Genomic DNA, 17,927 nt, shown 5'->3' on the forward strand with positions numbered 1-17,927 from the left:
GATGTCATTTGCCGGCGCCGGCGATCTGGTCGCCGTCACGCGTCAGGTAGTAGGCGCCGAGGATCGGCAGGAAGGTGACGACGACCACGATCATGGCGACGACATTGGTTACTGGACGCTGGCGCGGGCGGATCAACTCCTCCAGCATCCAGATCGGCAGGGTCGATTGCTGCCCGGCGGTGAAAGTCGTGACGATCACCTCATCGAAAGAAAGCGCGAAGGCGAGCATGCCGCCGGCAAGCAGCGCCGTGCCGATGTTCGGGAGGATCACGTATCGGAATGTCTGGAAGCCGTCGGCGCCGAGATCCATCGAGGCCTCGATCAGTGAGCCGGAGATCCGCCGGAAGCGGGCGACCGCATTGTTGTAGACGACAACGATGCAGAAGGTCGCGTGGCCGAGAACGATGGTCCAGAAGGAAAACGGGATATCCGCCATCGAGAAGGCCGAGCGCAGCGCGATGCCGGTGATGATGCCGGGGAGCGCAATCGGCAGGATGACCAGCAGCGAGATCGTCTCGCGGCCGAAGAAGCGGGTCTGGCTGACAGCGGCGGCGCAGAGCGTGCCGAGCATCAGCGCCGTGGCCGTCGCGATCGATGCGACCTTGACCGAGAGCGCCAGCGCCGCCCAGACGTCCGGTCGGTCCCATGCGACGCCGAACCACTGCGTCGTCAGGCCAGGCGGCGGGAACTGATAACTCTTCTCCTCCGTCGTGAAGGCGTAGAGGAAGATCAAGAGGATCGGCAGATGCATGAAGGTGAGGCCGCCCGCAGCAGCGATCTTCAGGCTCAGGGGAGCGCGGTTCGATTTCTCAGAGCGCATCGAAGGCCCCCATGCGGTTGGCCATCCAGAGATAGATGCCCATGATGACGATCGGCACGACCGTAAAGGCGGCGGCGAGCGGAATGTTGCCGGCGGTGCCCTGCTGGGCATAAACCGCCTGGCCGATGAAGAGGCGCGACGAGCCGATGATCTGCGGGATGATGTAATCGCCGAGCGTCAGCGAGAAGGTAAAGATCGAGCCGGCGACGATGCCCGGCAGCGCCAGCGGAAAGAGCACGTGGCGGAAGGTCTGCGCCGGTGTACCGCCCAGATCCGACGACGCTTCGATCAGGTTTGACGGTACCCGCTCCAGCGCCGCCTGGATCGGCAGGATCATGAACGGCATCCAGACATAGACGAAGACGATGAAGGTGCCGGTGTAGCTGACCGACAGCGAATTGCCGCCGACCACCGGAAGCGCGAGCCAGGCGTCGAGCAGCCAGAGCAGGTTCAGCTTCTCGAAGAACCAGGTCAGAATGCCTTCCTTGGCGAGGATCAGCTTCCACGCATAGATCTTGACGAGATAGCTCGACCAGAGCGGCAGCATGACGCCGAGATAGAACAGCACCTTCCATTTTCCGCGTGCGTAGCGGGCCGCGTAATAGGCGATCGGAAAGGCGATCAACGCGGAGACAAGCGTCACCACCGCAGCCATCGTGACGGTGCGGATGATGATGTCGAGATTGGTCTCGCTCAAAAGCTGGCGGTAGGTCGCGAGCGTGAACTCGTAATTGATGAGACCGGAGAAATCGTCGATCGAGAAAAAGCTCTGCAGCAGGAGTGCGAAGAGCGAACCGAGATAGACGACGCCGAGCCAAAGAAGCGGCGGCCCGAGCAGCACCGCCAGGAGCACACGCGGATGCCTCCAGAAAAAGTCGGAAAGACGGCCGGCGGTGCCGCGACGTTCCGGAAGGATGATGCTTTCGGCGACGATGGTCATGCGTCCTCCATCGGGTGAAGGTCGCGCGCGGCGAAGCTGATCGTGACCGGGCTACCGATGGCCGGGACGACGTGCGCGGCCGGGCTTGCCACGGCGATGCGCGCGCCGTCGACATCGACGACGACGCGGTTGGTCGCACCGAGGAAGCTCTGGCCCGCAACAGTGCCGGCAAGGCTCAAAGCGCCATTGCTCGGCGCCGCGAGCACGATTGCTTCCGGCCTGAGGCTCGCGAAGGCGGCCTTCAGGCCGAGCCTCTGGCAGAGCTTCGTCGACAGCACGTTGGACGAGCCGACGAAATCGGCGACGAAACGGGTCTTCGGCTGGTTGTAGACCTCTTCCGGACTGCCGAGCTGCTGGATCTGGCCCTCGTTGAAGACGGCAATGCGGTCGGCCATCGAGAGCGCCTCGCCCTGGTCGTGGGTGACGAAGATGAAGGTGATGCCGAGCGATTTCTGCAGGCTCTTCAGTTCTTCCTGCATTTGTTCGCGGAGCTTCAGATCGAGCGCGCCGAGCGGCTCATCGAGGAGCAGCACCTTCGGCTTGTTGACGAGCGCGCGGGCGAGCGCCACGCGCTGGCGCTGACCGCCGGAGAGCTGCCCGGGTCGACGCGTGCCGTAGCCCGGCAGCTTGACCATGGCGAGCGCATCCTCGGCGGCCTTGCGCCGTTCCTCGCGCCCGGCGCCCTTGACCATCAGGCCATAGGCGACATTGTCGAGGATCGAGAGGTGCGGAAAGAGCGCGTAGTCCTGGAATACGGTATTGACGCTGCGCCGGTAGGGCGGAACTCCCTCGGCCGTCTCACCGAAGATTTCGATATGGCCGCCCGTCGGCTGATCGAAGCCGGCCATCAGCCTGAGGCACGTGGTCTTGCCGGAGCCCGAGGGCCCGAGCATGGCGAAGAACTCGCCCTCGGCGATATCGAGGTTCACGCGATCGACGGCGCGAACGGCGCCGAAGTAGCGGGAGACGTTGTCGAAGAGGACGGCGGTGGTCATGGGGATGCTCCGGAAAGTTCTTGTCCCTCATCCGCCTGCCGGCGATAAGCGGCCGGCGCCTTGCCTAAAGGCGACGCTCCAGCTTTGCAGGAGGCGTTCCCTCTCCCCGCGCGCGGGGAGAGGGCTAGGGTGAGGGGCGATGCTTGCGACGCGGTTGCTGCGGCTTACCGCCCGCCGATCACGCCGATATAGTCGGAAACCCAGCGGTGATAGGGCACGCATTCGCCCTGGCTTTCACACTTCGTCACCGGCGTCTTCCAGAACTTGACCTTGTCGAAGTCCTCGTAGCCGTTGGTCTTGCAGCCGGCGTCGGTCAGCAGTTCATTGCCCTTGCAGGCCGCGCCGACCGAGGGGTTCGCGCCGAACCAGGCGGAAACGTCGCCCTGCACCTTCGGCGAAAGCGTATGCTCCATCCACATGTAGGCGCAGTTCGGGTGTGCGCTGTCGGCATGCAGCATGGTCGTATCGGCCCAGCCCGTTACCCCTTCCTCCGGAATCACCGAGGCGATCGGCAGCTTTTCGGCCTCCATCAGGTTGACCTGGAACGGCCAGGAGCCGGAAGCGACGACGCCTTCGTTCTTGAAGTCATCGATCTGGATCATCGCATCGTGCCAGTAGCGGCCGACGAGAGTGCGCTGGACGCGAAGGAGGTCGAGCGCGGCCTTGTACTGGTCTTCGTTGAGTTCGTAGGGGTTCTTGATGCCGAGATCGGGCTTGTGTGCCATCAGGTAGTTGGCAGCGTCGGCGACGTGGATCGGGCCGTCATAGGCCTGGACGCGGCCCTTGTTGGATTTGCCGTCAGGCAGCGTCATTTCCTCGAAGACGACGTTCCAGCTCTTCGGCGCTTCGCCCTTGAACGCATCCTTGTTGTACATCAGCACGTTCGGGCCCCAGACATAGGGGGTGCCGTAGTGGACGCCGGCGACCGTGTGCCACGGCGCATTCTGCATGCGCTCGTCGATCGTCTTCCAGCTCGGGATGAGGTCGGTGTTGATGGGCTGGACGCGCTTGCCGGCGACGAGGCGCAGGGAGGCATCGCCAGAGGCAGTGACGAGGTCGAAACCGCCTTCGTTCATCAGCGCGACCATTTCATCCGAGGTGGCTGCGGTCTTGACGGTGACCTTGCAGCCCGTCTCCTTCTCGAAGCCGGTGACCCAATCGTAGTTCTTGTCGGTTTCGCCGCGCTCGATGTAACCGGCCCAGGCGACGATCGACAGCTCCCCTTCGCCCTTGCCCAACTCCTTCAGCGGCTCCTGCGCGAGCGCAGGGGCGACGAGGCCCAGCGAAAGAGTAAGCGCCGTGCAGGATTTCAAGATCTGCGTCATCGGAAGTCTCCCCAGTTTATGCCGCGTTTCTGCAGCTTTGTTCCCGGATCGAAGCGTGCCTTGATTTCCCCGCATTCGCAAATTCATTAATCAGAATGTCGTTATCGGTTTTTCCGATATCTAAGGGAAATGATAGGAGCTCGAAGCGTTTTCCGCGCGAACGCGCCTTTTTCCCGCCGAATACGATGTCACCGGGGGCGAGCGCTGCGAAGGGCTTCGGCGATGCCGACAAAATCGCGGGCCGATTGCGGCAGGCTGGAGCCTTTCCGCCAGACCATGCCGACCTGCACGACCGGCAGCGCGCCGGACACGTCGCGGCTTTCGATCCGGTCGCCTTCGAGCGACCAGGGGCGGTAGACAAGATCGGGCAGAAGGGCGATGCCGGCGCCGGTTGCGACCAGGCTTCTGACCGCCTCGACCGAGCGGGTGCGGAAGGCGACGTGCGGGCGGGCGCCAAGCGCCGTCAGGAGCTTGCCGGTGTTCTCCTCGATTTCGTCCACGGTCAGCATGATCAGCGGCTCCTTGGCAATGTCGTCGACCGAGATGATATCGGCGCTGACGAGCGGATGGCCGATCGGAAGCCAGACACGGTAGGGGGAGGTTTCGAGGATTTCCGCCTGCAGCGCCATGCGGTCGCGCAGGTTCGAGATCACCATGACCGCGACGTCGAGTTCGCCGCCGATCAGGAGATGCTCGAGATAGGAGCCGTTGTCCTCGATCGCGCTCACTTCGACGCCGGGGCAGGCGCGGCGGTAGCGGGCGAGCAGGTCGGAGAGGACGTAGCCCGCGACGAGCGAGGTGACGCCGAGATTGAGCTTGCCTCCAAGTTCCTCGCGGCTGTCGGAAAAGCTCCGCCGCGCATCGGAGACATCGGCCAAGATCTTCGTCGCGTGGCGTAGGAACTGGTGGCCGTTGTGGGTGATCGACAGGCCGCGCGGGTGGCGGTCGAAGAGCTCGACGCCGAGGTCGGTTTCAAGTTCCTTGATCGCTTCGGTGATCGACGACTGTGAAATCGAAAGGTTCTGCGCGGCGCGGGTGACCGAGCCCTGTTCGGCGACGGCGATGAAATACTGCAATTGCCGGAGTGTGAATGCCATGCACGGACTTAACACCGGGCGGGGACCCGATTGCAAGCAAGGCAGCATGGCAGCGCCATGCCGCGCCGCATTTTGTCGTGCGCAGGAAGATGCCGGTGGTAAGGTCTCTTCAACAGCGCCGTGCGTCTTTTCAGACGCACAAAGGTCGCTGTAGCACTTTGAATTGCTGCATGGTTTTATCCTTCAATCGGCAACGATTTAAGGAAACATGCAGCAGGGAGAGCAGGATGGATTCGAAGACATCGCGGTCAATGCCGACTGAGCCGGGTATTCTCGCCTTTCACGAACGCTGCGAGGCATTCTATCCTGCCGATGCCGTCGACGCCTCGATTGCGCAGCAGCGCCGCTGGTACGACGCGCTTTGCGCCGAGTTCGACGCGCCGTCTCCGGCGGGGCTGACGCGGCGGGATGAGCGCGTGGCCGGGTGCATTCCGGTGCGGCACTATCGACCGGCTGAAGTCGAGACCGATACGCGCATCTTCTACATCCACGGCGGCGGCTTCGTCGTCGGTTCGCTCGACAGCCATGACGCGATCTGCGCGGAGCTCGCCGACGGCGCCCGCGCCGAACTGGTCTCGATCGACTATCGCCTGGCGCCGGAGCATGTCTGGCCGGCAGCTTTCGAGGACTGCTACGAGGTATTGCAGAACCTGCTCGCGGGACGCCGCCCGGTGGTCGTCGTCGGCGACAGTGCGGGTGGCAATCTCACGGCGGGCATCGTGCTCAAGGCGAAGGCCGAGGGCCTTTCCGGCATCATCGGTCAGGTGCTGATCTATCCGGGTCTCGGCGGCGATCTCGTCAGCGGTTCGTATGTCGAGATGGCCGATGCGCCGGGGCTCACAACGGCGGACGTCGGTTATTACCGCGACATCCTGAAGGCGCCGGCGGACAATCTTTTCGCCCATCCGCTGAAGGCCAGCGATCTTTCCGGCTTGCCGCCGGCCTATGTCACTGCGGCGCATTTCGATCCGTTGCGGGACGACGCGCGGAACTATGCGGCGCGGCTCGCGCAGGCCGGTGTTGACGTCACGTATCGTGAAGAACCGCAGATGATCCATGCCTGGCTCAGGGCTCGGCACATGAGCCCGGGCGCTGAAGAGGGCTTTCGCCGTCTCGTCCACGGCGTGGCGCGACTGCTCGGGGCGAGGTGACAGTATGAGCGGAGAGACCGACCTTGCTCGACTGTTGGCGGAGATGAACCCAATCCTGCAGGAAGGCGAATATGTCTATTGCACGGTTCAGGGCGATACGGCGCCCTGGCCTGCGCTTGAGCCAATCGGCACTTTCCGCGAGGCCGAAGGCCTGACGCTCGTTCTCGAACGATCACGGGCGGATGCAGCCGGGCTTTCCTATGGTCCGGTTCTGCGGCTGATTACGCTCAGCGTGCACTCGGCGCTGGAGGCCGTGGGGCTGACGGCGGCGGTATCGGCGGCGCTGACCCAAGCCGGGATCAGCGCCAACGTCGTCGCCGCCTATTACCACGACCACATTTTCGTGCCGGCGGCGCATGCCGAGCGGGCGATGGCGGCGTTGCGGGGATTAACTAGGTCGCGGTGGATTTGCCCCTCACCCTAACCCTCTCCCCGCGCGCGGGGAGAGGGTTAGGCATCGCGGTTGGCGCGCCCCTTCAGTTTCCTATCGACGCAGTGCTTTCTGTCCGCAGGTGGGGTAGACGGACCTTGGACGGGGCGGCTACCCCCTTCTCCCCGCCTGCGGGGAGAAGGTCGCGGCAGCGGGATGAGGGGCCGCAATAACGCTCGACGCGCGTCGGTCGCTCACATGAAGTCTCGCCGAATACGCTTTTCGAAGGTTTTTTCGAAAATCTTCTCCTGGCCCTCGAAAGCCTCGACCTTGGCCGAGGTGATCCATTCGGTTTCGGTGCAGGCCAAGCGAGCCGTCGAGGCCGTCTTCACGACCTGCTCGCCGCGCCGGGCGATGCAGGTCCAGGTGGAATGGCCCGTCATGGAATGCGGATCACCGGGCGCGATCGACCAGGTTTCGTCACGAACGTCCTGGGTGGCGTTGCCGGTGCCGGGGTGCTCGACGAGGCCGGTATCCTCATAGATCCGGTAACGCGTCACGCCTTTAGCCATGTCGCGCTCGACGGTGCGGCGCGTCTCTCCCGGCGAGTGCTCGATGTAATGCGGCAGCGGGTCGGGGTTTGCCGGTTGCGGCACAACGATCTCGCGGTGGTCGCCGAGGAGCGGCAGCGAGAGCGACAGGCTGGCGGTGTCGATCGTCAGGCCCGCATCGGTCGGCGGCGGCAGGATCATCGGCCAGTAGGACGTCGACAGCGACAGGCGGATGCGGTGGCCGGCGCGGAAGCGATAGCCGCATGCGTCGAGCACCAGCGTGACGCGCGTCCTGCGGTTTTTCTCCATCGGCTGCGGCGTCGCGTTGCCGTGACGATGGGCGAGGTTGAGCACCCCGAAGGCGACGCGCGTCGCGGTGCCATCGGGATGGATGTCGACGAGACGTGCGACAAGGTTAGCCGTCTCGGCGCTGCAGGCGACCTCGAGACTGAGGACCGCCTGTCCGAGATAATCCTGCGCTTCAAGTAGCGGCTGCGTTTCGAAGGTGAGCGATCCGGCGTCGTCGATGCGCTGGTCACCGGCCATTTCGGCATCGGGCTTCAGCGTGAAATATTCGCCGGCGGCCGTCCCGGTATCGAGCGGCGAACGGAGATAAACGTCGCCGACGCCCTTCGCCGCAGAGGCTCCAGCGGTCAGACTGCCGTCGCCGGCGATGGCAAACTTGCGCATTTCCGGCGCCGTCCAAACGTCCTTGGCGATCCATCGGCCCGGATCTTCATTTCGCCTGAGCGCCGGCTTCGGCCCGTCGAGAATATAGGCGCGCATCTGCGGCAGCTGTTCCGCGTCGTTCTTCTCGTCCCTCAGCCAGCGATTCCACCAACGGATCGCCTCGCTGTGGAAATCCGCGCGCGGCTTCGGCCAGGCAAAATGCGGGTATTTGTGCACCCAGGGACCGATGAGGGCCTTCGCCTTGTCGCCGAGTCCTTCGACCGCCTTGATCGGGGTGTTGCGATAACCGTCTGCCCAACCGGCGATTACCAGGGCGGGAATAGGGAAGCGCTCGAAGTCCTCGCAGATCGACCCGTGGCGCCAGAAATCGTCGCGGCGCTGGTGCTCGAGCCATTCCTCCAGGAAGAACGGTTCGTTTTCGAGCCGCTCAAGCCACATTTCCTTCCAGCGCTCGCCGGCAAGTTCCGGATCCGGTGAGCGTGACTGGTAGGCGAGCATGGTCGCCGCCCAGGAAAGCTGCGCCGAGAGGTGGCAACCGTTCTTGTAGTGAATGTCGTCGTTGTAGCGGTCGACGGTCGAGGCGATCGAGATGACGGCTTTGAGCGCCGGCGGCTTCAGGGCCGCGACCTGCAGGCAGTTGAAGCCACCCCAGGAAATGCCCATCATCCCGACTTTGCCGTTGGACCAGGGCTGCGACGCGATCCATTCGATGATCTCGCAGCCGTCGGAAAGCTCGCGCAGCGTATATTCCCCGTCGATCACGCCGTCGGATTCACCCGAGCCGCGGATGTCGACGCGCACGCCGGCAATGCCGGCGGCGGCGAAGACCGGATAGGTCGATTCATCGCGGGCGCAGGTGCCGTCCCGCTTGCGATAGGGCAGATATTCGAGGACGGCCGGCACCGGATTCTGCTCGGTGCCCTCCGGCATCCAGATGCGGGCGGCAAGGCGCGTCCCGTCCTTGAGCGTGATCCATTCGTTCTCGAAGACGGTAAAGTTGCGATCGGCCATTGTCTACCTCCCGATCCATGCCTGATTTTAGAGGCGCAATACGCGGGCGGAAAACCGCCCGCACTCTTCCTCATCCCGTTTTAGCTGTCGAACCAGACGCGGCTTCCCACATAGCCGTTCGAAAGGTCGTTACCGATGTCGTGCACGAAGCCCTTCAGCGAGGCGGAGGCGGCGTTCACGTAGTCGTTGAAGACGGGCAGGATCAGGCCGCCTTCGTCGCGCACCATAACCGCCATCGTATGATAGAGTTCCTTGCGTTTCGCCTCGTCAAGCTCGGAGCGCGCCTGCAACAAGAGCTTGTCGAAATCTTCACGCTTGAAGCGCGTGTCGTTCCATTCCGCGCTTGAGAGATACGAGGTCGAATAGCGGGAATCCTGCGTCGGGCGCCCACCCCAATAGGAGGCGGAGAATGGCTGGACGTTCCAGACATTGGTCCAATAGCCATCCTCCGGCTCGCGCCTGATTTCCAGCTCGATGCCGGCCTTGCGGGCGCTTTCCTGGAAGAGAACCGCTGCGTCGACCGCGCCTGGGAATGCGGCATCGGATGTACGCAGCAGGATCGGCCGGTCATGGCCGGATTTCTTGTAGTGGAAGGCCGCTTTGTCCGGATCGTAGACGCGCTGTTCGATGCCCGTCGGCGCGAGCGCGTAGTTTTCGTTGACCGGATAGTCGTTGCCGAGCTTGCCGTAGCCGCCGACGGCGCGATCCAGGATGGCCTGCCGATCGATAGCGTATTTCAGCGCCAGCCTGAGATCGTTGTTGTCGAAGGGCGCCGTGTCGCAATGCATAAGGAAGCTGTAGAAGCCCTTGCCTGGCGTCTGGAGGATCTGGACGCGAGGGGCGCGCTTGAGAAGCGATACGGTCTTCGGGTCGACGTTGTTGATGAAATGCACCTGGCCCGAGGAAAGGGCCGCGATGCGCGCCGAGTTGTCATTCATGACGATGATCTCGACGCTGTCGACAAAGCCGCGATCCGAGCGCCAGTCGGAGGCGTTCTTCTCGAAGGTCGCGCGGATGCCGGCCTCATAGCTTACGAGCTTGTACGGCCCCGTTCCGATCGTGGAGGCAGGATTTTCGACGCCACCGCCCGGCTGGATGATCAAATGGTAATCGGTGAGCAGCAACGGCAAGTCCGCATTGCCCTCCGAGAGCGTCAGCACGAGATCGCCGCCCTTTTCCTCAATCGTCTTGATCGACCGCATGAGTCCGAGGGCGCCTGACTTGGAGCCCTCGTCGGAGTGTCGCTTCAGCGTCGCGACGACGTCGGCGACCGTCAGCTTGCTGCCATCATGGAAGGCGATGTCGTTACGGATCTTGAAGGTCCAGACCGAAGCATCCGCCGAAGGCTCCCAGGAAGAGGCGATCGAGGGCAGGGGCGCGCCAGTCACCGGATCGGATTCGACGAGCTTGTCGCCCCAGAGATGGCCGATCACGAAGGAGACGGAGCCGGTATAGGCGGCGGGATCGAGGGAATCCGTTGTCGCGCCGCCCTTGAGGCCGAGCTTCAGGTGGCCACCGCGTTTCGGCTCCTGTGCCTGCGCTTCGCCCGCTATCATTGTGCCACCGAGGCCGGCGGCGAGACCCAGCGCCGCAGTGCCTGCAAGGAAGCCGCGGCGGTTGATGCCAGTCGGGACGATAAGACCGTCGGGACGCTTCGTGAATTCCGTCATTTCAGAGTTCCCATTGTGTGTTGTTCGACGAAAAAAACTAGCGCCTGCCCCACGCAGCACAATTTCGCGACTTGACGCTAATTTACGCTAGTTTACGCTCTGTGAAATCAAGAGCGCAGGAGCCGGATGTGGAACAGGACGATGCATTCGTCGCCAACTTGCGTTTCGCCTGCGCGACCCGGCGTTCGATCTCGCAGATTTGCCGCGAAATCGGGATCAATCGCCAGCAGTTCAACCGTTACATCAACGGTGAGGCGCGGCCGTCGGCGCACAATGTTGCGCGGATCGCTGGATTCTTCGACCTTTCGACACAGGATTTTTCGCTATCGCCGAAACTGTTCGAAGCGCGGATGACTCGTCCCGAGCGCCATCGCCTGGAGGCGGGGCAACTCCTTGAAGGCTTTCCGGGCGATGTCGCGGCCCTTCGCCGCCATTTCGGTTACTACCAGACCTATCATCTTTCGCTCTCCTGGCCCGGCTTCATCGTCTGTTCCTGCGCGCATATCTACGAGGAAGGCGGCTCGATCCGGGTGAAATCGATCGAGCGCATTCGCGATGCGGCAAACGAGATCCAGCAGTTCTCGAAATATGTCGGCCTTGTCACCTTCTGGCAAAACCGCATCTTCATTGCCGAGCGTACCGTGGGGCACGCGTCGATGCTGGCGCAGACGATCCTGATGCCGTTCGAGGTGCACCAACGGGTCTATCTGCGCGGCACCACGATGGGGGTCTCGTGGCGGAAGGAGAACCTGCCTTACGCCTCGCGCATGATCTGGCGGCATATCGGGCAGGATCCGGACAAGCGCCAGATGCTTTCGCGCTGCGGGCTGCTTCCTTTCGGATCACGGCATCTGCCCTCTGCGGTGAGGCGCTTTCTGGAGACGCCGGAAGCCGAGGTGCTGACTATTCCGGCGGAGTATTGACGAAAGCGGATCGCCGCAGGGCTGAGCTCGTTCGAGCCCGGTGTGCCTGGCGGCGTCGCGGAAAGCGGCAAGCGAGCGCTGCGAGGGGGCGGCCGCGCTCCGCAGCCGCCCCTCGCGATCAATTTCCGGCGCTCTCCATGCGCCGCGTCTTCAGCACCTTCTCCAGCCAGCCGATTTCCATCTCCGGCACCGATTTCAGGAGCAGGTCGGTATAGTCGTCGAATGGTGGCGAGAGCACCTTCGACTTCGGTCCGAAGCGCACCAGGCGACCGCGGTGCATGACCGCGACGCTGTCGGCGATGGCTCGCACGATGGCGATGTCATGGGTGATAAAGACATAGGAAACAGCGGTTTCCTCCTGAAGCCTGAGAAGCAGATTCAGGATGCCTTCGGCCACCAGTGGGTCCAGCGCCGAGGTGGGCTCATCGCATAGGATGAGTTCCGGCCTGGCGGCAAGAGCCCGCGCGATCGCGACGCGCTGCTTCTGGCCACCGGAAAGCTCGGCCGGATAGCGGTCGAGGAACCGCGGCCCCATCTCGATCTGGTCGAGCAGTTCCTTGACCCGCTCGGTCTTCCTGGCGCCGTGCATGCTGAAATAGAAGGAAAGCGGGCGGCCGATGATGTCGCGTACCGTCTGGCGCGGGTTCATTGCCGTGTCGGCCATCTGGTAGATCATCTGGATGCGGCGCAATTCGTCGTTCGTCCGGCCCTTGAGTGCCTTCGGCAGTTCCTTGCCGTCGAAAGTGATGCGGCCCTCGGACGGCGGCAAGAGGCCGGTGATGACGCGGGCGAGCGTCGACTTGCCGGAGCCGGATTCTCCAACGATTGCCAGCGTCTGGCCCTTCGGCAGGTGCATCGACACGTCGTGCAGCACCTTGAAGCCATTGGCATAGCCGGCATGGACATGCTCGATCTTGAGAAGCGTACCGGACTGGTCCGCTGCTTCGTCGCGCTTGGTCTGACGGACGCTGACGAGGGCGCGGGTATAGTCTTCCTTCGGCGCTTCGATCACCTGCTTGGTCGTGCCGTATTCGACGGTCTTGCCATGGCGCAGCACCATGATGTCGTCGGACACCTGCGCCACCACGGCGAGATCGTGGGTGATGTAGAGCGCCGCCGTATGCGTCTCCTCGATCGCATGCTTGATCGCGGCAAGCACGTCGATCTGGGTGGTGACGTCGAGCGCCGTCGTCGGTTCGTCGAAGACGATCAGTTCCGGGTTGGGGCAGAGCGCCATGGCGGTCATGGCTCGCTGCAATTGGCCGCCCGAAACCTGGTGCGGATAACGGTCCCCGAAGGTTTCCGGATTGGGCAGGCCGAGTACGCGGAAGAGATAAAGCGCGCGCTTTTCGGCTTCATCCCGCGTCACGATGCCGTGCCGGACCGAGGCCTCGATGACCTGGTCGCCGAGTTTGTGGGCCGGGTTGAAGGCGGCTGCTGCGGATTGCGCAACATAGCAGACCTGGGCGCCGCGCACCGAGTTGATGCCGGAACGGCCGAGCTTCAGGATGTCGCGGCCGTTGAGCAGCACCTCTCCGCCGATGATGCGGCAGCCGCCGCGACCATAGGCAAGTGCCGAGAGGCCGATCGTTGACTTGCCGGCGCCCGACTCGCCGATGAGACCGAGCACCTTGCCTTTCTGCAAGTCGAAAGAAACGCCTTCGACCAGGGTCACGACCTTGGGCGGCTCGCCCGGCGGGTAGCTCGTCGCCTCGATTTTCAGGTTCTTGACGGAAAGAAGCTCAGGCATCGCCGCGCCCTCCTTTCAGGCTCGAGGTCCGCTTCATCAGCCAGTCGACGACGAGGTTGACGCAGATGGCGAGGGTAGCGATCGCAGCGCCCGGAACGAGCGCCGCGGAAATGCCGAAGATGATGCCGTCCTTGTTGTCCTTGACCATGCCGCCCCAATCGGCGGCCGGCGGCTGGATGCCGAGGCCGAGGAAGGAGAGGGTGGAGAGGAACAGGATCGAGAAGGCAAAGCGCAGGCCGAATTCGGCGAGCAGCGGCGACAACGTGTTCGGAAGGATCTCGCGGAAGATGATCCAGAGCGAGCCTTCGCCGCGCAACCGTGCCGCCTCGACGAATTCCATCACCGCAACGTCGAGTGCGACGGCACGGCCGATGCGGAAGACGCGGGTGGAGTCGAGCACCGCCATCACGAGGATCAGGATCCAGAGATGCTGCGGCAATACCGCGAGCACGACGAGGGCGAAGATCAGCGTCGGGATCGCCATCATCAGATCGTTGAAGCGCGAGAAGAGCTGATCGACGAAGCCGCCCATGACCGCCGCGGCAAAGCTCAATATCATGCCGAGCGAGAAGGAGAGCACGGTTGCCGCCAGCGCCACGAAGATGGTGGTGCGGGCGCCATAGATCAGGCGCGAGAGCAGGTCGCGGCCGAGATTGTCGGTGCCGAGCAGGAAGTCGCCGCCGGCCGGAAGCCAGATATCGCCGACGACGTCCCGCTCGCCAAAAGGTGCGATGACCGGTGCGAAAATCGCGCAGAGAATGGCGATCGCGATGCCCGCGATGCCGATCCAGGCGCTCAAGGGGATAGATCTCAGGTTCATCGCGGGTGCCTCAGTCTCGGGTTGGCGAGAATGGCGAGAATGTCTGCCGCCATGTTGAGGAAGATGTAGAAGGCGGCAAAGATCAGGCCGCAGGCCTGGACGACCGGCATGTCACGCACGGTCACCGCATCCACCATGTATTGCCCCATGCCCGGGTAGACGAAGACCACCTCGACAACGACGACGCCGACGACCAGGTAGGCCAGGTTCAGCGCGATGACGTTGATGACCGGGGCCACGGCGTTGGGAGCGGCGTGACGAGCTATGATGCGGAAGGTGCTGAGCCCCTTGAGTTCGGCGGTCTCGACATAGGCAGACGACATGACGTTGAGGATCGCCGCCCGCGTCATGCGCATCATATGGGCGAGAACGACAAGGACGAGGGTCGCGACCGGAAGCGCGATTGCCGAAAGCCGTTCGGTGAAGCTCATGCTTTCATAGACCGTCGCCGGGAAGGTGGCGACGCCCCATTTGACCGCGAAGAACATGATCAGGAGGTAGCCGATGAAGAATTCCGGCAGCGAGATCGCCGCGAGCGATATCACGTTGATGATCTTGTCCGGCATGCGGTTGCGGAACTGCACGGCCAGCATGCCGAGCCCGACGGCGAGCGGGACGGAGATGAGCGCGGCAAAGAACGCGAGGAACAACGAATTGCCGAGCCGGTTGCCGATCTGCTCGCTGACCGAATTCTTGCTGGCCCAGGAGGTGCCGAAGTCACCCTTAACGGCGCCGCCGAGCCAGTTAAGGTAGCGTTCGCTCCACGGCCGGTCGAGGCCGAGGTCCTTGCGGATGTTTTCGACCGCCTGCGGTGTTGCCGACTGGCCGAGATAGGTGGTGGCGAAATCGCCCGGCAAGGCTTCGATGCCGCCGAAGATCATCAGCGACACGGCGAAAAGCAATCCAACACTCAAGCCGAGGCGCTGAACGATCAGCGCCACGAGAGGACGGCGAAAGACGAAACGCCGCCAGAAGGTGCCACCGATCTCGCCATCGGCGCCGGTGGGGTTTGGTTTTGCTGGCACTCCGGAAAGGTCGGCAGACCGCGGCTGTTCACCCGCGGTCCCATCCGTCAGAACCGGACCAGTCATTGGTCCGCTTTCCGTCATCACGCGTCGAGCCAAACGCGGGTTGCGACATAGCCGTTCGACATGTCGTTGCCGATGTCGTGGACATAGCCCTTCACCTGCTTGGTAGCTGCGTTCACGAAATCGTTGAACATCGGCAGGATCAGGCCGCCTTCGTCACGCACCATCATCGCCATGGTGCGGTACATATCCTTGCGCTTGGCTTCGTCCAGTTCGGAGCGGGCCTCGAGCAGGAGCTTGTCGAAATCCGGACGCTGGAAACGGGTGTCATTCCAGTCGGCATTCGAGAGGTAGGCGGTCGAATACATCTGGTCCTGGGTCGGACGGCCGCCCCAGTAGGAGGTCGAGAAGGGCTGGACGTTCCAGACGTTGGTCCAGTAGCCGTCGCCCGGCTCGCGCTTGACCTCGATCTCGATGCCGGCCTTCTTGGCGCTCTCCTGATAGAGAACGGCGGCGTCAACCGCCCCCGGGAAGGCGACATCGGACGTGCGCAGCAGGACCGGGCCGCTATGTCCGGATTTCTTGTAGTGGAAGGCGGCCTTGTCGGGATCATAGGCGCGCTGCTCGATCCCTTCCGGGAAGAGCGCGTAGGTATCGTTGATCGGGAAGTCGTTGCCTACCTTGCCGTAGCCGCCGAGGATGCGCTGGACCATCGTCTCGCGATCCATCGCGTATTTCAGCGCCATGCGCAGGTCGTTGTTGTCGAACGGCGCGGTGTTGCAATGCATGATGAAGACGTAGTGGCCACGACCAGACGTGTTGAGAATCTCAACGGTGGGTGCCCGCTTCAGAAGGCTGACGGTCTTCGGATCGACGCGGTTGATGTAGTGTACCTGACCGGAGGAAAGCGCCGCGATGCGCGCGGTCGCATCGTTCATGGCGATCAGTTCGATCGAATCCACATAGCCCCGATCCGTCCGCCAGTCGTCGGCATTCTTTTCGAAAGTGGCGCGCACGCCGGGTTCGAAGCTCGCCACCTTGTACGGGCCGGTGCCGATCATCGCGTCCGGGTTGTCGAGGCCGCCGTTCGGCTGAATGATGAGGTGATAGTCGGAAAGCAGCAGCGGCATGTCGGCATTGCCTTCCGTCAGGGTCAGCACAAGCTTGTCGCCGTCGGCCTTGATTTCCTTGATCGACTTCATCACACCGAGCGCGCCGGATTCCGACTTGTCATCGGTGTGGCGCTGCAGGGTCTTGATGACGTCGTCGACCGTCAGTTCCTTGCCGTCATGGAACTTGACGCCCTTGCGGATTGTAAAGGTCCAGGTCGCTGCGTCAGCGGAAGGCTCCCAGGATTCGGCGAGTGCCGGAATTGGCGCACCGGTGGTCGGATGGCTTTCGACAAGCATGTCGCCCCAGTTGCGCCCGACGACAAACATGAATTGCGAAAGAGCCTTTGCCGGATCCCGTGAGTCGGTCGCCGCTGCGCCTTCGAGACCGAGCTTCAGGTGCCCGCCGCGCTTCGGCTCCTGCGCCGCGGCACTGGTTGCGAAAAGCGTGCCGGCGGTCGAAGCGGCGATGCCGAAAGCGGCCGCGCGTCCGAGAAACTCACGCCGGTTCATTTTGCCCAGCATGACCTGTCGTGTCAGATAGTCTTTGTAATCGCTCATTCCCCTGTTCCCTTCTTTACGTCGGCATTCGCCGTTTGTTGTGATTGGTAGAGACTGTTGCGTATCACCATCGTCTGAATGGCTTCAAAGCTCGCGTGATGTCGTCTGGTTTCTCCTCCCTTGCGATCTACGGTAGCGATACAGCTGTTCCGATCCATAAGGCTAGTCGTTCGGAACAGGCTTGTAACGTCCTAAATTCTAAATCTTTCCCATAAGCTTAGCTTATGGACGACCCGTATTCCCGCGTGCACCGGTTCCCGCGGCCTGCCACGTCGAATGCCGGTTCTCGCCGGCTGGAAATCACGCGGCCATCGGCGGCCGTATCGTCTCAGCGTCCCTTCCAGACGGGATCGCGCTTCTCGGCGAAGGCGCGTGCTCCTTCGAGCTGGTCTTCGCTCGAATAGAGGATATCGACCGTCTTGAACTGCCGGCGGGTGATCTTGTTCATCGTCGTCTGGAAGTCGCGGCCTTCCGCCTCTCGCACCACTTCCTTGATCGCGGCGTAGACGAGCGGCGGCCCGCTTTCGAGCAGGTGTGCAAGCTCCCAGGCGCGTTCCATCAGCCGGTTGGCCGGCAGGATTTCGTTGACGAATCCCCAGCGGTTCGCCTCGGTGACGTCGAGCCAGCGGCCGGTCAGCAGCATGTCCATGGCGATGTGGTAGGGGATGCGCTTCGGCAATTTGATCGAAGCGGCATCGGCGACGGTGCCGGACCGGATTTCCGGCAGCGCGAAGGTCGCATGTTCGGCAGCAAGGATGATGTCGGTCGACAGCGCGATCTCCAGACCGCCGCCGCAACAGATGCCGTTGACGGCGGCGATGATCGGCTTGTTGAGGTCGCGCAGTTCCTGGATGCCGCCGAAACCGCCGACGCCATAATCGCCGTCGACGGCGTCGCCTTCGGCCGCTGCCTTGAGGTCCCAGCCGGGGCAAAAGAATTTTTCGCCTGCGCCGGTGATGATCGCCACGCGCAAGGCGGGGTCGTCGCGGAACTCGCGGAAGATTTCGCCCATGATCCGGCTGGTCTTCAGATCGATGGCGTTGGCCTTCGGCCGGTCGATCGTGACTTCGAGAATGCCGCCTTTGCGGCGGGTGAGGATCGGTCCGGTCATAGGCG

The 17,927-nt window shown here is 63.1% G+C and carries 15 protein-coding genes; 3 read left to right on the forward strand and 12 right to left on the reverse strand.

Annotated elements, in window-relative coordinates; translation table 11 throughout:
• Window positions 1-4: 4 nt before the first annotated feature.
• The 5 genes from QN222_RS11170 to QN222_RS11190 all read right to left on the reverse strand — a co-directional run bounded on the left by QN222_RS11170 (window position 5) and on the right by QN222_RS11190 (window position 5,177).
• The gene (locus QN222_RS11170; RefSeq protein WP_283963704.1) at window positions 5-820 is read right to left on the reverse strand and encodes an ABC transporter permease; all 816 of its coding nucleotides are present in this window, start codon (window positions 818-820) and stop codon (window positions 5-7) included.
• Window positions 810-1,760 (reverse strand): ABC transporter permease, encoded by a 951-nt coding sequence (locus QN222_RS11175; RefSeq protein ID WP_283963703.1) that lies wholly within the window; start codon window positions 1,758-1,760, stop codon window positions 810-812. Before QN222_RS11175 ends, QN222_RS11170 begins: the two co-directional genes overlap by 11 nt.
• The gene (locus QN222_RS11180) at window positions 1,757-2,755 is read right to left on the reverse strand and encodes an ABC transporter ATP-binding protein (protein ID WP_283963702.1); all 999 of its coding nucleotides are present in this window, start codon (window positions 2,753-2,755) and stop codon (window positions 1,757-1,759) included. Before QN222_RS11180 ends, QN222_RS11175 begins: the two co-directional genes overlap by 4 nt.
• Window positions 2,756-2,919: 164 nt before the next feature.
• A complete protein-coding gene (locus QN222_RS11185; RefSeq protein WP_283963701.1) occupies window positions 2,920-4,080 on the reverse strand; it encodes an ABC transporter substrate-binding protein in 1,161 nt (386 codons plus the stop codon).
• A gap of 188 nt (window positions 4,081-4,268) precedes the next feature.
• Complete coding sequence (locus tag QN222_RS11190; protein ID WP_136506594.1) at window positions 4,269-5,177, reverse strand: LysR family transcriptional regulator; 909 nt, start codon at window positions 5,175-5,177, stop codon at window positions 4,269-4,271.
• 227 nt (window positions 5,178-5,404) lie between these two features.
• Here QN222_RS11190 and QN222_RS11195 point away from each other — a divergent pair, with 227 nt between their 5' ends.
• Both QN222_RS11195 and QN222_RS11200 read left to right on the forward strand, forming a co-directional pair.
• Window positions 5,405-6,328, forward strand: coding sequence for an alpha/beta hydrolase (locus QN222_RS11195; protein ID WP_283963700.1), 924 nt, complete (start codon window positions 5,405-5,407; stop codon window positions 6,326-6,328).
• A gap of 4 nt (window positions 6,329-6,332) precedes the next feature.
• Window positions 6,333-6,752, forward strand: a complete 420-nt coding sequence (locus QN222_RS11200) for an ACT domain-containing protein (RefSeq protein WP_283963699.1) — start codon at window positions 6,333-6,335, stop codon at window positions 6,750-6,752.
• 200 nt (window positions 6,753-6,952) lie between these two features.
• Here the strand turns inward: QN222_RS11200 and QN222_RS11205 are convergent, their stop codons facing one another.
• Window positions 6,953-8,950, reverse strand: a complete 1,998-nt coding sequence (locus QN222_RS11205) for a CocE/NonD family hydrolase (protein WP_284005429.1) — start codon at window positions 8,948-8,950, stop codon at window positions 6,953-6,955.
• Window positions 8,951-9,030: 80 nt separating this feature from the next.
• Window positions 9,031-10,620 (reverse strand): ABC transporter substrate-binding protein, encoded by a 1,590-nt coding sequence (locus tag QN222_RS11210; RefSeq protein ID WP_283964506.1) that lies wholly within the window; start codon window positions 10,618-10,620, stop codon window positions 9,031-9,033.
• 128 nt (window positions 10,621-10,748) lie between these two features.
• Here QN222_RS11210 and QN222_RS11215 point away from each other — a divergent pair, with 128 nt between their 5' ends.
• Window positions 10,749-11,543 (forward strand): helix-turn-helix transcriptional regulator, encoded by a 795-nt coding sequence (locus tag QN222_RS11215; RefSeq protein WP_283964505.1) that lies wholly within the window; start codon window positions 10,749-10,751, stop codon window positions 11,541-11,543.
• A gap of 118 nt (window positions 11,544-11,661) precedes the next feature.
• Here the strand turns inward: QN222_RS11215 and QN222_RS11220 are convergent, their stop codons facing one another.
• The 5 genes from QN222_RS11220 to QN222_RS11240 all read right to left on the reverse strand — a co-directional run bounded on the left by QN222_RS11220 (window position 11,662) and on the right by QN222_RS11240 (window position 17,922).
• Window positions 11,662-13,293: an ABC transporter ATP-binding protein gene (locus QN222_RS11220; protein ID WP_283964504.1), complete on the reverse strand. Its 1,632-nt coding sequence runs from the start codon at window positions 13,291-13,293 to the stop codon at window positions 11,662-11,664.
• The gene (locus QN222_RS11225; protein WP_283964503.1) at window positions 13,286-14,113 is read right to left on the reverse strand and encodes an ABC transporter permease; all 828 of its coding nucleotides are present in this window, start codon (window positions 14,111-14,113) and stop codon (window positions 13,286-13,288) included. The genes QN222_RS11220 and QN222_RS11225 overlap by 8 nt, the downstream gene beginning before the upstream one ends.
• Window positions 14,110-15,222 carry an ABC transporter permease gene (locus QN222_RS11230; RefSeq protein ID WP_283964508.1) on the reverse strand — a complete coding sequence of 371 codons (1,113 nt, stop codon included), beginning with the start codon at window positions 15,220-15,222 and terminating at the stop codon, window positions 14,110-14,112. Before QN222_RS11230 ends, QN222_RS11225 begins: the two co-directional genes overlap by 4 nt.
• The gene (locus QN222_RS11235; protein WP_283964502.1) at window positions 15,222-16,811 is read right to left on the reverse strand and encodes an ABC transporter substrate-binding protein; all 1,590 of its coding nucleotides are present in this window, start codon (window positions 16,809-16,811) and stop codon (window positions 15,222-15,224) included. Before QN222_RS11235 ends, QN222_RS11230 begins: the two co-directional genes overlap by 1 nt.
• Window positions 16,812-17,139: 328 nt before the next feature.
• Window positions 17,140-17,922 carry a carnitinyl-CoA dehydratase gene (locus QN222_RS11240; RefSeq protein ID WP_283964501.1) on the reverse strand — a complete coding sequence of 261 codons (783 nt, stop codon included), beginning with the start codon at window positions 17,920-17,922 and terminating at the stop codon, window positions 17,140-17,142.
• Window positions 17,923-17,927: the final 5 nt, after the last annotated feature.

The organism is Sinorhizobium sp. 6-70, assembly GCF_030124375.1.
Taxonomy (GTDB): domain Bacteria; phylum Pseudomonadota; class Alphaproteobacteria; order Rhizobiales; family Rhizobiaceae; genus Sinorhizobium.

What these genes read in the sequence shown, in the direction of transcription:
- QN222_RS11170 (WP_283963704.1), bottom strand. Translation starts at nt 820, where the DNA reads ATGCGCTCTGAGAAATCGAACCGCGCTCCCCTGAGCCTGAAGATCGCT.
- QN222_RS11175 (WP_283963703.1), bottom strand. Translation starts at nt 1,760, where the DNA reads ATGACCATCGTCGCCGAAAGCATCATCCTTCCGGAACGTCGCGGCACC.
- QN222_RS11180 (WP_283963702.1), bottom strand. Translation starts at nt 2,755, where the DNA reads ATGACCACCGCCGTCCTCTTCGACAACGTCTCCCGCTACTTCGGCGCC.
- QN222_RS11185 (WP_283963701.1), bottom strand. Translation starts at nt 4,080, where the DNA reads ATGACGCAGATCTTGAAATCCTGCACGGCGCTTACTCTTTCGCTGGGC.
- QN222_RS11190 (WP_136506594.1), bottom strand. Translation starts at nt 5,177, where the DNA reads ATGGCATTCACACTCCGGCAATTGCAGTATTTCATCGCCGTCGCCGAA.
- QN222_RS11195 (WP_283963700.1), top strand. Translation starts at nt 5,405, where the DNA reads ATGGATTCGAAGACATCGCGGTCAATGCCGACTGAGCCGGGTATTCTC.
- QN222_RS11200 (WP_283963699.1), top strand. Translation starts at nt 6,333, where the DNA reads ATGAGCGGAGAGACCGACCTTGCTCGACTGTTGGCGGAGATGAACCCA.
- QN222_RS11205 (WP_284005429.1), bottom strand. Translation starts at nt 8,950, where the DNA reads ATGGCCGATCGCAACTTTACCGTCTTCGAGAACGAATGGATCACGCTC.
- QN222_RS11210 (WP_283964506.1), bottom strand. Translation starts at nt 10,620, where the DNA reads ATGACGGAATTCACGAAGCGTCCCGACGGTCTTATCGTCCCGACTGGC.
- QN222_RS11220 (WP_283964504.1), bottom strand. Translation starts at nt 13,293, where the DNA reads ATGCCTGAGCTTCTTTCCGTCAAGAACCTGAAAATCGAGGCGACGAGC.
- QN222_RS11225 (WP_283964503.1), bottom strand. Translation starts at nt 14,113, where the DNA reads ATGAACCTGAGATCTATCCCCTTGAGCGCCTGGATCGGCATCGCGGGC.
- QN222_RS11230 (WP_283964508.1), bottom strand. Translation starts at nt 15,222, where the DNA reads ATGACGGAAAGCGGACCAATGACTGGTCCGGTTCTGACGGATGGGACC.
- QN222_RS11235 (WP_283964502.1), bottom strand. Translation starts at nt 16,811, where the DNA reads ATGAGCGATTACAAAGACTATCTGACACGACAGGTCATGCTGGGCAAA.
- QN222_RS11240 (WP_283964501.1), bottom strand. Translation starts at nt 17,922, where the DNA reads ATGACCGGACCGATCCTCACCCGCCGCAAAGGCGGCATTCTCGAAGTC.